Below are 14,783 nucleotides of genomic sequence, written 5' to 3' on the forward strand. Positions count from 1 at the left end.
CAACCGATGCGGGATTTCAACCATGACGACAGACACCGAATTCACCATCCCTGGCGACATCGCCGCCAAACTGGTCAACCCGAAAGTGTACGCCACCGACGAACTCCACGAGACCTACGCCTGGCTGCGCACCAACCAGCCCCTCGGTATCGCCGAGGTCGAGGGCTTCGATCCCTTCTGGGTGGTCAGCAAGTACGATGACGTGCTCGAAGTCAGCAAGGACAACAAGCGCTTTCCCTATGGCAACCGCCCCTCGACCCTGATGGACAAGGCCAGTGTGGCCATGTCCATGCAGATGGCGGAAACCCCGATCGCCCTCTCGCTGATCCAGATGGATCCGCCTGAACACATGAAGTATCGGCTGCTGAGCCAGTCCTGGTTCATGCCCGCCAACCTGAAGAAGCGCGAGGAAGAAATTCGCGTGATTGCACGCAAGGCGGCACAGAACCTCGTTGCAACCGGCGGTAATTGTGATTTCGTTGCCGATGTCTCGCTCAACTACCCGCTGGAAGTCATCATGAACATCCTCGGCGTGCCGGAGGAAGATTTTCCCTTCATGCTGAAGCTGACCCAGGAAATCTTCGGGCCGCTGGACCCGGACGTGAAGGCCATGATGGCGGACATGAGCGCCGACGATATTTCCGCCATCCAGCAGGCGGTAGTCGGTGAAATGGTCGGCTATTTCCAGACCATCACCGAGCGCCGCCGGGAAAACCCCACGGACGACCTCGCCAGCGTACTGGTCAACGCGGAAGTTGACGGCAAGCCAATTTCCGACAACGCGCTCAACGGTTACTACCTGATCGTCGCCACCGCTGGCCACGACACCACCTCCTCCACCGCGTCTACCGGCATGTGGGCCCTGGCCACCCAACCCGGCCTGCTGGAACGCCTGCAGGCGGATATGTCCCTGCTGCCGGCCTTCATCGAGGAGTGCATCCGCTGGACCTCGCCGGTGAAGAACTTCATGCGCTCTGCGGCGGAAGACACCGAGATTCGCGGCAGGACGATCAAAAAAGGCGACTGGCTGATGCTCTGCTATGCCTCCGCCAGCCGCGATGAGGACGTGGTCGCGAATCCCCAGAACTTCGACATCGACCGCGCCCCGAACAAGCACATGGCCTTCGGCTACGGTCCGCACCTCTGCCTCGGCCAGCACCTGGCGAAAATGGAGCTGCGCATCCTGTTCGAGGAACTGCTGCCGAAGATCGCCTCGGTCAAACTGGCGGGCGAGCCGCAACTGCTGGAAAGCTTCTTCGTCAACGGCTTGAAAAAACTGCCGATCACCTTTGAACTGGCCGACTGAGTAGGGCGGTAGATGAGTCACGTTTCAGAAGCGCTCGAATTTCCCTGCGGGCGGCAAGCCCGCAACCGCTGGATGCTGGCACCGATGACCAACTGCCAGAGCCTGGACAACGGCGCGCCCTCTCCCGCGGATTTCCACTGGCTGGAGATGCGCGCGCAGGGCGGTTTCGGCATGGTGTTGAGTGCAGCGGCCTATATCAATCCGCGCGGCAAGGGTTTCCCGGGGCAACTCGGCATCGACAGCGATGCGCTGGTCCCCGAGCTTTCGCGGCTGGTGCAAACCCTGAAGCAGCACGATTCACTGGCGCTGGTGCAGCTTTATCACGCCGGGCTGCGGGCATTACCTGAAGCCGGAGACCAACTGCTGGCACCTTCCGACGATGAGACTACCGGTGCGCGCGCCCTGACCAACACAGAGGTCTACGCCTGCATCGAGGAATTTATCGCCGGTGCAGAGCGGGCGCAGCGCGCCGGTTTCGATGGCGTGGAACTGCATGCGGCACACACCTACCTGCTGCACGAATTCATCAGCAGCGACTTCAACCGGCGCGAAGATGAGTTTGGCGGCAGTGCGGAAAATCGCTGTCGCGCGCTGATCTCGATACTGCAGGGCGTGCGACAGCGCTGCGGTGCGGATTTCATCGTCGGTGTCCGGCTGTCGCCGGAGGCACTGATGATCTCCCAGGACGAGGCGATGGACGCGTACCGGCGCATCATTGCCAGCGAGACTGTCGACTTCATCGACCTGTCCATGTGGGACGTGCGCAAACAACCGGCGGAAGAGGCCTACGTCGGTCGCGCCTTGCTCGACTATTATGCGGAAATTCCCCGCGGCGCAGTAAAACTGGGCGTCGCCGGAAAGCTGTACAGCGCCGCAGACGCGGCCTGGGCGCTGGACAACGGTGCGGATTTCGTCCTGCCGGGGCGCGGTGCAATCCTCCACCACGACTTTCCCCTGCGGGCGGAAAACGATCCGGAATTCAGCAGTATTGCGCTGCCGGTAAGCGCGCAATACCTGCGCCGGGAAGGGTTGGGCGAGGCGTTTATCCGCTACATCGAAGGCCAGTGGCCGGACTTTATCGCCGGCTAAGCACAGGCAAGCCCCTGAGGGTTCAGGGCCTCAGGCAAGCGAGCGCAGTGTAATTACCTCTTCGGCAAACAGGCGCAGCCGTGTCCACAGCAGTTCGCGGCTGCCCGCCATGTTATGTGAATGCCCCATCGCCGGGACAATGGCCAATGCCACGGAGGGCGCGCTGCGAAAGGTAGCGACGTCCTCGAGTGGCTCAAGCGTGACGTCCTGTTCACCGTAGACCAGTAACACCGGTACCTGGATATTGGCGGCCTGGCGCGCACTGGCGAAGGGCTGTACCAGTTCACCGGCGAACATCGGGACATTGCGCGTGCGCCACGGCGCAAGCGGTTCTCTCGCGCTGTCCGCGGCGAGCACTGCCTCCGGTACATCCCCCCAGTGGTCATTCTGCTTCCAGTCGACCTGCGCTGTAGCGGCCAGGCGATCGCGGTCACTGGCACTCGCCCGGTAGGGATAGCGCAGGCCTTCGCGCAGATACAGGTGGGTCCCGACCATACTGGCGCCCAGCGGCGCGATAGCGTCGAAGACCCGGTGCGTCGCCTGGGTACCGACAATCACGTGACCGCCCACCGAGTGGCCTGCCCCCAGCACGAGGCTGATCTCGACCGCTGGCAGGCCCTCACACAGCTGCCCTGCTTCCAGGCGGGAAACCACCTGGCGAACTGCGGAAGCTACACCCTGTTCGACCTGGGCCCGCGTCGGCGGCACGCCGTCGACATCGAGGCTGCTGTCGCCGGCCCCGGGATAGTCCATGGCCACCACCAGGAACCCCCGGCGGGCAAACCAGCGGGCCTGGCTGTAGGCATCGTCGCCCTCGATAACGATATCAAAGTAGCGCCGGGACAGGCCGCCGCCGGGGAGCAGAAACAACAGGGGAAGCGCGGAACCCGGCATCAGTTCCGGACGGTAGAGTGTGGCGGCAACAGACGCCATTTCCTCTGTCTGCAATGCAAGCTCTTCGACGGTAATCAAAGCTCGAGTTCCTCCAGCGACCGGGTCTGGCGCAGCGTATCAGCTTTTCGGGACGGTAATAATCCGCGCCTGGGTGTATTCCAGCAAACCCTCACGCGCCTGCTCCACGCCGATACCGGACTGCTTGGCGCCACGGAAAGGCACTTCCGGGTCCAGCGCCATGTGGCTGTTGATCCACACGGTCCCGGACTCGATGCGCTGGGCCACCTGTTCGGCGCGTGCCGGATCGCTGCTCCAGACAGAACCGGCGAGGCCGTAGATCGAGGCATTGACCCGGGCAATGGCATCGTCGAGGTCCGTGTAGGACAGTACCGGCAGAATCGGCGCGAACTGTTCGTCGGCGACAATCGGGTCCTGGTCGGTGACGTCGCGCACCACGGTGGGGGCGATGAAAAAGCCCGGGCGATCCAGCGCCGCGCCGCCGGCGATCACCTTGCCGGTTTTAGCGGTTTCCTCGAGCAGGGCGCGGACCTTGTCGTACTGCATTTTGTTCTGCAGGGGGCCGATCTGGGTGCCCGCTTCCATGCCGTCGCCCACCACCGACTGCGCGGCCTGGGCGGCCAGCGCGTCGCAGAACTCGTCGTACATTGCCGCCGGCACGTAGATGCGTTTCACCGCCACGCAGATCTGGCCGGCGTTGTAGGTGCCCGCGTGGTAGATCTTCGCCGCGACCTCCTGCACGTTGACGTCGTCCAATACCAGCGCGGCGTCGTTGCCGCCCAGTTCCAGGGTGACCCGCTTCAGGGTGTCGGTGCTGCTGGACAGGACTTTCTTGCCGGTCGCGGTCGAGCCGGTAAACGACACCTTGGCCACGTCGGGGTGGGCGGAGAGCAGCCCGCCGAGGTCATTCTGGTCGACGATCGCGTTCACCACACCGGCGGGGAACACCTCCGCGCACAGGGCGGCGATCATCAGCGTGGACAGCGGCGTGGTCGGCGCCGGCTTGATCACCAGGGTATTGCCCGCCAGCAGGGCCGGTACGACCTTGTTCATCAGCAGCATCACCGGGAAATTCCACGGCGTGATCGCGGCGACCACCCCCAGCGGTTTGCGGTGCTCCACCACACGCTGGTTGTCGTCTTCCTTCACTGTGCGCGGCGCCAGATCCAGGGCCGCGTTGAGGCGGAGCGAATAACCCGCGAAAAAGACCTCGCCCTGGGCGTCCTGCAGCGGCTTGCCCTGCTCCCGGGTCAGCACTTCGGCAATCTGCGGCAGTGCCGCATCAATTTTATCGGCCAGCGCCATCAACATGGCGCGGCGCTCTTCCAGCGCAGTCGCGGACCAGGCGGGAAAAGCCGCCTTCGCCGCCGCCACGGCCTGCTCGAGCTGGGCGGCATCGGCGCGCGGCGCCTGGGTGTAGACCTCACCGGTCGCCGGGTTGATCACGTCCAGGGTGGAAGCCCCGTCCACCAGCTCGCCGTTGATCAGCAATTTGAAAGTCGTCATATCTGGAACCTCGTCGGGTGAACTGTTTTGTGCGGCCGGCGGATGGCCGGCCTGTAGATGACTAGTCGGGCATCCGCACGATGGCCTTGATGGTCGCGCCGCGCTCGGAGTCCTCGATGGCCTGGTTGATCTCGGCGAGATCGTAGAAGCGAACCAGCTTGTCCACCGGGAAGCGGCCGGCCTGGAAATGCGCCATCAGGCTGGGAATGAAATTCACGATGTCGCTGTCCCCTTCCATGACACCGACAATTTTCTTGCCGCTGGTCATCAGGCTGACCGTGTTGAAGGAGAAGGCATCCTCCGGGGGGTAGGAAGCCACCAACGCCAGGGTACCGCGCGCGGCCAGCAGCGGGACCCAGCGTTCCGCGAAGGCGGTCTTCCCCGTGGTATCAATCACATAGTCGACACCACCCGGGGACGCAGCCATCACCTGCTCCTGCAGGTCATCGGCGGTACCCACCAGGCTATGGCTGGCGCCGACTGCAGCGGCAACTTCCAGCCGTTCCTGGTGGATATCCACGGCAATCACGGTTGCCGCGCCGGCGATATGGCGCGCCGCGGCCACGGCGGCGAGGCCGACGGCACCAGCGCCGAGTACCGCGATGGAGGCACCGGCGGGCACCTTGAGGGAATTCAGCACGGCGCCGGCGCCGGTCTGGAAACCGCAACCGAAGGGACCGGCCAGTTCCAGGGGAAAATCTTCTTCAACCTTGACCAGGCTGGCGGCGGGACACAGGCAGTGGCTAGCGAATGAGGACTGGCCGAACACGTGGGAGTGCACTTTCTCGCCGTCTTTCTCCAGGCCGCAGGAGCCGTCGAGGCGGGCGCCGAAAAAATTGAGCGGGAAAAACTGCTCGCAGTAGCCGGGCACGTCCTGCTCGCAATGCCTGCAGCTGCCGCAGGCGGCAAAGCTGATCGCCACCCGGTCTCCCGCGGCAAACCCGCTCACACCCGGCCCGACCTCTTCCACCACGCCGGCGCCCTCGTGGCCCAGCACCACGGGACGCGGGGTAATGCCCGCGTCGCGCAGCACCATGTCGGTGTGGCAGATACCGGTCGCCACGACCCTGACCAGTACCTCGCCCTCGCGGGGGGCCTCGATAGCCAGTTGTTCCAGTGCCAGGTCCCGCTTACCGGGCCAGAGTACCGCCGCCTGTATTTCCTTCATGTAACGCTCCGTAACTGAGTTTTCTGGTCGCTTACAAACGGCGCGAGTCCGCGGGCATCGCACCCGGCGGCCAACGCGTCCCGGGACCGATGGCCAGCGCGGTATCGGTGCCGCCGATCGCCGGCAGCCAGGTGCGGCTGATCCGCTCGTTCTCGATGGCAAAGGCCTGCACCCAGTCCCACTGGCGGCCGTCGTCCAGCCTGCAGCTGCAGGTGGCGAAGACCACACCGTCCTGTTCGATCAGGAAATGGCGGAAATCGCTGGCGGATTCGCTGCGCATCAGTGTGCGCATTTCGTCGAAATACTGCGCCGCCGTTACCCTGCGGTCGCCGTCCAGTTGGTCGTGCACCCGGATTTCCGCGGCGAGAAAATCCTCCGCCCTGGCCGCATCGGTGGGCGCGAACAGGAACGCATACCAGTCCAGCACCCGCTGCTTGGCCGGATTCAGCGGTAGCGCCTCGGGAAATTCCTCGCCGGTCCAGGCATTGCGCGGGTGCGGATAACCGAGCGCATCGGTACCACCCATCCCGGTCAGCCAGGTTTCCGCGAGCCGCCCGTCGGCCAGGCGGAACACCTGTACCCAGTCCCACTGGCGATCTCCTTCGAGGATGTAGCGTCCCAGCGCGCCGACGTAGTCGCCTTCGGTAATCAGGTAGTACTCGAATTCCTGGACTTCGAGATGGCCGATATTCGGCTTGAGCATGTCGCGGTAGTCTTCCGCCGGCATCAGGTTGTTGGCGCCGGTCATGTCGTGGCGCAGGTATTTGGCCGCGGCGATGTCGGGGATCAGGTCGAAGTCGGTCTTGCCCCACATGTGGTCGTACCAGTGTTCCAGCACGGCACGGTTGGTTGATTCTGTACTCACTGATGGGTCTCCTCGATTTCTACTGCAAAGCGATCGGTGTAATAGGCGAATTCCTGGCGCACTTCCTCGCGGCTCAGTCCGAAGTCCGCCTCGAGGTCGTAGACCACCTTGCCCTGGCGGTCGCGGGTGTGGGTTGCGGACTCGTCGATCACCCGCTGTTCAGCCGCGGCGTCGAAGTCGAGGCCCGCTGCGTCGTAAATACGTTTGACCGTACCGGTCTTGTCGCGCATGAACTGGTGGAAGTACACGTGTTCCACCGGCCCCTGCAGGCTATCGATATCGCGCACCAGGCCGCGCAGGAAGCCGTGCTGCATGCGCAGGGTCTTGTCGATGATCTGCTGCCGGGTCGGGTTGGCGTAGGTGGAACGCAGCACATAGCCGATCATGGTAATCAGCGATGTGAACACCGACGCCGGATCGCGGTGGGTGAATACCAGGGTGGCATCGGGGAACACGTTCTTGACCGCGCCCAGCGCGCCCAGGTGCTGCGGCGACTTGAGCAGCCAGCGCTGCCCCGGCGGGTATTTTTCCGTCCACTGCACGGCCTGCAGGAAGCGATACAGGAAACGGTAGGCCTCGCTCTGGTCGCTGCCGTAAAACTGCCGGTCGAATTCCGGCAGGTCGCCCTGGAACGACAGGGTGACGCCGTAACAGGCCTTGGACATCACCTCGATTTCCTCGGTGGCGTCGGCGGCGCTGACATCGAAGAGGGCGCGAAAATGCGGCAGGGTGATGTCGAGGGTGGCGTCTTTCTGCGCGCCGATCTCGCGGCGGTTGTCCACTTCGCGGCCCTCGAGCATGGCCCGGGAGGGAAACGAACGGTAGGTCTGCCAGCGCTGCAGGGTGCGGAACTGCGGATCCGCGGAGAGCAGTTTCAGCAGGTGCGTGGTGCCCGAGCGCGGCATGCCGGCAACCACCAGGGGTTTTTCGATCGGGGCTGCGCCCACCTCCGGCCAGCTGTCGTGGATATACTCCATGCGGCTGATATCGGCGATCCCGTCCACCGCCCGGGTATGCAGGGCCATGCGGCCCATGGCGTGGACCTCGCCGTTGGCGAAGACCTCGCGATAGATGGCCTGGAAGCGCTCCAGCATGTCCGGGTCCACGTAAAGGGGCACATCGATTGCCTGCTGTGCAGCTTGCAGCAGGCTGTCGTTGTCCAGCGGAATATCCATGTCCGCCAGCGCCTGGATCAACTCCCGCATTCTCGGGGTGTATACCGGCTGTTCAAAATCGTTGATACGAATCGCTTCTGTCATTATCGTTTTTACCCTGCTCTCTACTTTGCTCCGGCGCCTTCAAACCAGCCCTGCAGGTCGTAGGGCGCGTAGGGGCCGATGTGCATCTGTTCCAGCACGCCGTAACCGACCTGGTCACCGCTGCGCGCGATCACCAGCTGCTGGATGTGCATGTTTTCCCAGGTCAGGGGATCGGGTTCATCGCAGGCCCAGCTCTCGCCGCCGATGGCGAGTTCGCCCTTCCACTGCCCGTGCCCCCACTCGGGATGCTGGTAACCCAGGCCTTTCATGCGGAACAGCGTGCCGGGTTGCAGGCTGATATCCAGCGTCTGGCCGCTGAAGTCGCGCATGCGGAAACTCGCGGCTTGCGCCCGCCTGGTCCCCGGCTCGAACTCCAGCTGGTGTTCGACGGTGCCGCGCCAGCGGCTGATTCCCGGGTCGTGGCCCGCGGGCAGCGCTACGCCCTCCGGGTAGATGGGGGCGGTCACCTGGTCGTTGTGCCACTGGTAACCGTCGCTGTCCTCGAACATCCCCGCCAGGGTTACCCGGTCGGGCCAGTGAATCGGCAGCCACAGGAAATGCACGCTGTGGCGGCTTTCCAGCGGTGCACCGCCGGTATAGCGCGCACCGACCTGGCGGATACCCCAGGAACGGTCCTTGATGCCGTAGACGGGCCGGGAGCCGTCGAGCAGGATTTCCCGGCCGCCACAGCGGATCACACCGCGCCAGGAACCGAACTGGTCGAAGCGCGTCACGTCCTGGATCACGTGCCGCTCGTTGCGCATCAACTGGCGGCCCTCTTCGATGGCCGCGGTGCAGGGCGTGAACACCAGGTCGCACTCGATACCGGTTTCGTTGGGTCCAACGATGACCTGGTGGCGTCCCATGGGCTCGAGAATCGTCAGTTCAAAAGGCCCGATAATGGTCTCGGTGGGTTCGTCGGGCGCGCGGCGCGACGCATGGAAGGCGTACTGGCGCCCGTCGACCACCACGCTGAAAGCGCCGTCCATGATGCCGAGGTTCGGGTAGCGGCCCAGCGCCACACCGAAAAACACCGAGCCATCGCCGCTGTAGCCGTTGTACCAGTAGCGATCGTAGGTGAAGCGGTCGCTGGTCGCTGTGGCGGCCAGCGGCTCCGGCGTCTGGTGAATCGGGTAATCGTCAAATTGGGTAATCATGCTTCAAAACCTTGCCTCGCCAGTGTGCGACGCCCTTGCCGCGCCTCGCGGAAATCCTTCAGTGCGCCAGTTCGAGGGTGCCGAGATCGCGAATCGCCGCGCAGGAGCGCGTCGCCATGGCCAGGAACATGGCATCGCTGTCCGCGCTGCGTTCCCCGGTCGCGTAGATCGCGCCGATCACGGTGATCATCGTAGCCTGCAGCATGTCCCGGCGGTAATCCGCGAAGCAGCGTTCAAAGGGATAATCGTCGATACCGCGCGCGCGCAGTTCGTCGTGGTACAGCCGCACCAGCTGACCTTCCGCATCGCGGCGCTGCGACTCCTCCAGGCAGGTGCCGATGAAGTAGGCGAGATCGCGGGTCGGGGAACCCACGGCGGCGGTCTGCCAGTCCAGCGCCACCACATCGTCAGGTGATTCGCCAAACATCAGGTTATCCAGCCGGTAGTCCCCGTGCAGCACGGTAAACGGTTGCTGTTCAGCACCCAGCCAGGCTTCCAGCTGCGGCACAGCGGCGCGCACGGTGGCGAGGTTTTCCGGCCCCAGCTGGGCGGCATAGCGTTCCTCGAATTCAACTACCGCGGCCACCGCAATGCCGGCGACCGAGGCGGCACTGCGCTGGCCGCTGGTCCCGAGCAGGAAAGTCTGCTCGTACAATTCCGGGTTGTTCCACAGCGGCGCGTGCAGGCCGGCGAGATTGCGCAGCGCCCCCGCCGCCTGTTGTGTGGTGCAGCCGGCTGCCTGCACGCCGGGCCGGCGTGGCGCGAGGTCTTCCAGCAACAGGGTGAAATGCAGGCGGTCATCGGAGATCGCCGCGTAGTAGCAGGCCGGGGTATTGACGGCCACCCGGTCCACCAGGTGGGCGTAGAAGCCCACCTCGGCGGCGTAGCCGCCCTTGACCCGGGCGCGGGCCTCGAGGTCGCCAGCGGCGACTTTGGCCAGCAGGGTTTTCGGCCCCTGCGGCGCTTCCAGAGTGAGCCGGTAGGAGGCGCCGGTCTGGCCGGTGCCGACCTTGGCGCTGCTGCAGCTGGCAACCTCGTAGCCGAGGATGTCGGAGAGACAGCCCGCGTCGATCTGTTCGATATCGAGTGCCTTGTTCATGCGGGATTCCAACCTGGGTTGGCGGGCATCGCCGCGCAGGATGCGCGGCGGATTTCCCGGTAAGCGGGCAGGATCGGCGCCAGTTCATCCGGCGTCGCGCCGTGCAGGATGACGCTGTCGCAGCCGATATCGAGCTGGTGCTGGATCGCGGCCGCACACTGCGCCGGCGTCCCGGTGGCCGCGGTCGCGAGCCACTCAGTGGGGATGATTTCCGCAATCAGCTCCAGTTCCGGGGTCGTCGCGACCGCGTCGATGGCGCCCTTGAAGTCGCGGATGAAGGGGTGCTCGCGGAAGCGCTGCAGGGCGGCGGGGTCCCAGTCATTGGAAGACACCAGCACGTCACCGTATCCCTTGAGATACGAGGCCAGGCGCCCCACGGTCTTTTTCAGCCGCTGGTCTTCCGGGATGTGGTCGCCCACCGTGGCGAGAATCGACCAGATGCGCACGCTGGCCGGATCGCGACCGGCTTGCTCGGCGCCGCGGCGCACCGCCGCTACCGCTTTCTCCACTGCGGGGTCATCGAAAAAGGTGTGCAGGTAGACCGCGTCCATGCAGCGCCCGGCGAGCTCCTGGGTTTTCTCGCCCATCGCCACCAGGGAAACCGGGATGCGCTCGTTGAACTCGCCGAGCAGGGCCAGCATCGGGAACTTGCCCAGGGGGCCGTCATAACCGCTGATTTTCTCGCCCTGCCAGAGCCGGCGATAGATATCCGCGGCCGCCTCGAGTTGTGCACCGGTGATCGGGTCGAGTCCCATCGCCCGGAACAGGCCAGCGAAGCCCCGCCCCAACCCCAGGGAAAAACGCCCCCCGGACATCTTGTGCATGGTCATGCCGAAGGTCGCAGTGATCAGCGGGTGGCGGGTATTGTGGTTGGTGGCGGCGGTGGCGATACCCAGCTGCCGGGTGACGGCTGCAGCGGCGCCACACAGGGTTGTCGCATCCTTGTTGTTGAAACGTTCGGATACAAAGCCCGACCCAAGGCCCAGTTCGTCTGCCCGCTGCGCTTCGCCGATGATGTCGGAGGGGTTGTCCGAGTGCCCGGCCAACAGGTAAAAGCCCAGCTCGCCCAGTTGTGGGGGACGGGTTTCAGTGGATGTCATTAACTACTCCCGGGCCTGCGGCCCCTGGTTCAGGGCACGGATACGACGCTCTCGCCCTGCATTATTCGAAACATTGTAATTTCGTTATTAAGTCTCAAAACCGACTAAGTGTCAACTTTCAGAATGCGCGGTTGCCGCTATGGTTACAGCACAATTGCGCGGCAGGGACAGGCGAAACACGCCTTCAGGAAGCGTCCAGCAACCAGCTGCGATCCAGCGCAGCGATGCCCGGGCAACCCATCAGGGTCAGGTCGCGGCGAATCTCGGCCTGGAAGATATCCAGCACGGACGCCACGCCTTCCTCGCCCGCCGCGGCCAGCCCGTAGAGGTAGGGCCGCCCGATAAACACGCCGTCGGCCCCGAGGCACAGCGCGGTAATCACATCGCTGCCCCGGCGCACGCCGCCATCGAGGAATACCTCGGCCCGATCACCGATGCGCCCGGCAATCGCGGGCAGCGCCGCAATACTGGAAAGCGCCCGGCCCAGTTGCCGGCCGCCGTGATTCGAAACCACCACGCCATCGACACCTACCTGATCGACCGCCTGTGCGGCATCGTCTGCGTCGAGGACGCCCTTGACGTAAACCTTTCCGCGCCAGTTGTCGCGCATCCAGGCGAGGTCCTCCCAACTGAGGTCGGACTGCATGTAGCGCAACTGGGCATCCGCGGAGCGGGCCGCGTCATCCGCCGCACCGGTAATCGCCCTGCGCACGCCCTCCAGAGCAGTGAGGCCGGACTCGGGGTCGCGCTCGACATAGTGGGCGGCGGCAATCCGCTGGTGCTTGAGCAGGTTGTAGAGCCAGACCGGCCGGGTGAGCAGGTTGAGCAGGCGGCCCGGGGTCACGATTCTCGGCTGCGCCATGCCCGAAGTGCGCTCCGCCTCCCGGTTGCCGAGCGTGGGGACATCGACCGTGACGAACAGGGCCGTGTAGCCCATCGCCTCGGCGCGCGCCATCAGGCGTTTGACGCGACCCCGGTCACCGAAGGGGTAAAGCTGGAACCAGTGATTGTGCTCGGTGGCGACCGCGATTTCCTCCAGCGTGTAGCTGGCGGCGGTACTGATCACCGCACGGGTACCCTTGCGTTCGGCGGCGCGGGTGGCGGCGATATCGCCCGTCCAGTGGCTGATGCCCGATGCACCTGTCGGCGCCAGCGCCAGCGGCATGGACAGTCTCTCGCCCGCCATTTTCGCGGCCATATCCGGCTGCGCCACCCCGGCGAGGCTGCGCTGGCGCAGGCGCCAGCGGCTGAAATCGCTGCAGTTGGCCTGCTGGGTAATGCGATCGTCGGCGCCGCTTTCGACGTAGTGCCAGGCCATATCCGGCAGGCGCCGGCGCGCCAGGCGCCGCCAGGCTTCGACACTGACCGGCGGCGAGGGGTCGCGGAATCCGAATTTCATCGCGTTGTATCCTGTTCCGTTTCTTGCTCGTGCTTATTCAGGAATTGATGGCGGTAATGGTCACCGGCGTCGGCCCCCGCAGTGGCAGGGAACTGTAACTGTAGTCGGCTTCCGCGCTGTAATCCGGTACGGCGTCCAGCAGGGCGTTGACGGCCAGTTCCGCCTCCAGCCGCGCCAGCGCCGCGCCGAGGCAGTTGTGCAGGCCGGCGCCGAAGCCCAGGTTGGGCTGGCGCTCGCGATGGATATCCAGTTCATCCGGGCGCGCGTAGCGCGCGGGATCGCGATTGGCCGCGGCCAGCAGGCAGGTGACGTCATCGCCCTCCGCCATGGTCACCCCGCCAATGGTAACGGCCGCGCCGCGCACCCGCCGCGGCAGCGTTCCAACGACGCCCTGCCAGCGCATGATCTCCTCGTTTGCAGGCACCACCAATGCGCGATCAGCAGATATTTCCCGGCGGACTGCAGGCCGCTGGGCATAGGTCAGGAAGATGTGATCGAGCCACTTGGCGGTGGTTTCATTACCGGCAAACAGCAGCTGACGCACGTTCGGCACGATCTGTTCCTCCGACAGTTCCCGCGCGATATCGGCGTGCATCATCAGGCTGATCAGGTCACCTGCAGGGTGCTCACGGCGCTCGCGCATCAACTGCAACAGCAGCTCCGCCAGGGATGCCTTGGCCGCTTCCCGGGCATCCACCGCCGCCTGCCGCGCCGCCTCGTCCAGGAAGGAGGTGCTGCCCCCGGCCATGGCGTCGCTCCAGCGCACCACGTCGGCAAGGCTTTCCCGCGGCACCCCCATCATCCGGGCGATGACCATGGTCGGCAGCGGGCGGCACAGGGCGGCGGAAAGATCGACGGTTTCGCCGTCGCGCAGGCGCGCGAGCAGCGGCGCCATGAGTTCGCCCAGCAACGACCCCAGCTCTTCGCGCAAGTCGCGCAGGGCCAGCGGCCGGAAGGCATCGGCCCAGACTTCCCGCAGGGCGTTGTGGCGCGCCCGGTCGTCCATGGCAATAAACGCATCGCTGCCAAAGAGATCCTCAACCACGGTGCCTTCGACGGTGAAATGGGTGTAATCCAGCGCCACCTGCCGCACCGCCGCGTCAGTGGTGACCAGCCAGCGGCGGTGTTGTTCATGCCACACCAGCGGCCCCAGCTCCCGCAGTGCATGCAATTGCGGCCAGGGGTCGGCGGCGAGATCGGCGCTCATCAGGTCGATATTGGTGGTCGGTGCGTTGTTATTATTCTGCATAGTGTCGGCCCGGCTCGCGCCCGGCACTGTCCCGGTGATCAATGAAAGCTGCTGCACGGCTATGGACGCAGCGGCACATAACTGACATCATATTAGTTATTGTCAGGAAATGCTACTTCCCGGGACACCCCACCCGGGCACGAGTCCCCGCAAGCTGTTGCGATCGGCGGGGACGGCTGGGATCATCCCATGCGGCATACATGAAATAACCAGCTGGCACCGGGGACAGGCGACCCGCCCGGCCCGACCAGCACACAACCCTGGATGCATCAATGAAACGGATCCTACCGAAACCAACGCCGGAGACCGCCCATTTCTGGGAGGGCTGCAAGGCTGGCGAACTGCGCCTGCAGCGCTGTAAATCCTGCGAGGAATCCTGGTTCCCGCCGCGCCCCTTCTGCCCCCACTGCGGCACCCGCGATATCGAAGTCTACGCGGCCAGCGGCAAGGCGACGCTCTACTCCTATGTAATCAATGAACGCCCCCGCCCGGACATGGGCACCGAGCCGCACTCGATCGCGGTGGTCACCCTGGCTGAAGGGCCACGCATGATGACCAACGTGGTCGGTTGCCCGCAGACCCCCGAAGCACTGCAACTGGATATGCCGCTGGAGGTGGTCTTCGAGCCCCTGAGCGACGATATCTCCCTGCCCCAGTTCCGACCCGCGGAGTAA

At 64.8% G+C, this 14,783-nt stretch carries 13 protein-coding genes; 3 read left to right on the forward strand and 10 right to left on the reverse strand.

Annotated features, from left to right (window positions below):
- The first annotated feature begins 22 nt into the window (after positions 1 to 22).
- Together ACNKU3_RS09140 and ACNKU3_RS09145 are read left to right on the forward strand one after the other, a co-directional pair.
- Positions 23 to 1,306, forward strand: coding sequence for a cytochrome P450 (locus tag ACNKU3_RS09140; RefSeq protein ID WP_418259141.1), 1,284 nt, complete (start codon positions 23 to 25; stop codon positions 1,304 to 1,306).
- Between the two features lie 12 nt (positions 1,307 to 1,318).
- The gene (locus ACNKU3_RS09145) at positions 1,319 to 2,395 is read left to right on the forward strand and encodes an NADH:flavin oxidoreductase (RefSeq protein WP_418259142.1); all 1,077 of its coding nucleotides are present in this window, start codon (positions 1,319 to 1,321) and stop codon (positions 2,393 to 2,395) included.
- 30 nt (positions 2,396 to 2,425) lie between these two features.
- Here the strand turns inward: ACNKU3_RS09145 and ACNKU3_RS09150 are convergent, their stop codons facing one another.
- From ACNKU3_RS09150 to ACNKU3_RS09195, 10 genes are all read right to left on the reverse strand, one after another.
- Positions 2,426 to 3,367: an alpha/beta hydrolase gene (locus ACNKU3_RS09150; protein ID WP_418259143.1), complete on the reverse strand. Its 942-nt coding sequence runs from the start codon at positions 3,365 to 3,367 to the stop codon at positions 2,426 to 2,428.
- 39 nt (positions 3,368 to 3,406) lie between these two features.
- Entirely contained in the window at positions 3,407 to 4,813 is a 1,407-nt protein-coding gene (locus ACNKU3_RS09155; RefSeq protein ID WP_418259144.1) for an aldehyde dehydrogenase family protein, read from the reverse strand.
- 61 nt (positions 4,814 to 4,874) lie between these two features.
- Positions 4,875 to 5,981: an NAD(P)-dependent alcohol dehydrogenase gene (locus tag ACNKU3_RS09160; RefSeq protein WP_418259145.1), complete on the reverse strand. Its 1,107-nt coding sequence runs from the start codon at positions 5,979 to 5,981 to the stop codon at positions 4,875 to 4,877.
- Between the two features lie 31 nt (positions 5,982 to 6,012).
- A complete protein-coding gene (locus ACNKU3_RS09165; protein ID WP_418259146.1) occupies positions 6,013 to 6,846 on the reverse strand; it encodes a hypothetical protein in 834 nt (277 codons plus the stop codon).
- Complete coding sequence (locus ACNKU3_RS09170; protein WP_418259147.1) at positions 6,843 to 8,105, reverse strand: sulfotransferase family protein; 1,263 nt, start codon at positions 8,103 to 8,105, stop codon at positions 6,843 to 6,845. The genes ACNKU3_RS09165 and ACNKU3_RS09170 overlap by 4 nt, the downstream gene beginning before the upstream one ends.
- A 20-nt stretch (positions 8,106 to 8,125) precedes the next feature.
- Positions 8,126 to 9,262 (reverse strand): hypothetical protein, encoded by a 1,137-nt coding sequence (locus tag ACNKU3_RS09175; RefSeq protein ID WP_418259148.1) that lies wholly within the window; start codon positions 9,260 to 9,262, stop codon positions 8,126 to 8,128.
- Positions 9,263 to 9,320: 58 nt separating this feature from the next.
- A complete protein-coding gene (locus ACNKU3_RS09180; RefSeq protein ID WP_418259149.1) occupies positions 9,321 to 10,361 on the reverse strand; it encodes a phosphotransferase in 1,041 nt (346 codons plus the stop codon).
- Positions 10,358 to 11,461, reverse strand: a complete 1,104-nt coding sequence (locus tag ACNKU3_RS09185; protein WP_418259150.1) for a TIGR03857 family LLM class F420-dependent oxidoreductase — start codon at positions 11,459 to 11,461, stop codon at positions 10,358 to 10,360. Before ACNKU3_RS09185 ends, ACNKU3_RS09180 begins: the two co-directional genes overlap by 4 nt.
- A gap of 184 nt (positions 11,462 to 11,645) precedes the next feature.
- Positions 11,646 to 12,860 (reverse strand): alpha-hydroxy acid oxidase, encoded by a 1,215-nt coding sequence (locus tag ACNKU3_RS09190; RefSeq protein ID WP_418259151.1) that lies wholly within the window; start codon positions 12,858 to 12,860, stop codon positions 11,646 to 11,648.
- Between the two features lie 37 nt (positions 12,861 to 12,897).
- Positions 12,898 to 14,109: a cytochrome P450 gene (locus tag ACNKU3_RS09195; protein ID WP_418259152.1), complete on the reverse strand. Its 1,212-nt coding sequence runs from the start codon at positions 14,107 to 14,109 to the stop codon at positions 12,898 to 12,900.
- A gap of 272 nt (positions 14,110 to 14,381) precedes the next feature.
- Between ACNKU3_RS09195 and ACNKU3_RS09200 the strand changes: the two genes are divergently transcribed.
- On the forward strand, positions 14,382 to 14,783 hold the full coding sequence (locus tag ACNKU3_RS09200) for a Zn-ribbon domain-containing OB-fold protein (RefSeq protein ID WP_418259153.1): 402 nt from the start codon (positions 14,382 to 14,384) through the stop codon (positions 14,781 to 14,783).

Origin of the sequence: Haliea sp. E17, assembly GCF_048323675.1 — a bacterium.
In the GTDB taxonomy this organism is placed as follows: Bacteria; Pseudomonadota; Gammaproteobacteria; order Pseudomonadales; family Halieaceae; genus Mangrovimicrobium.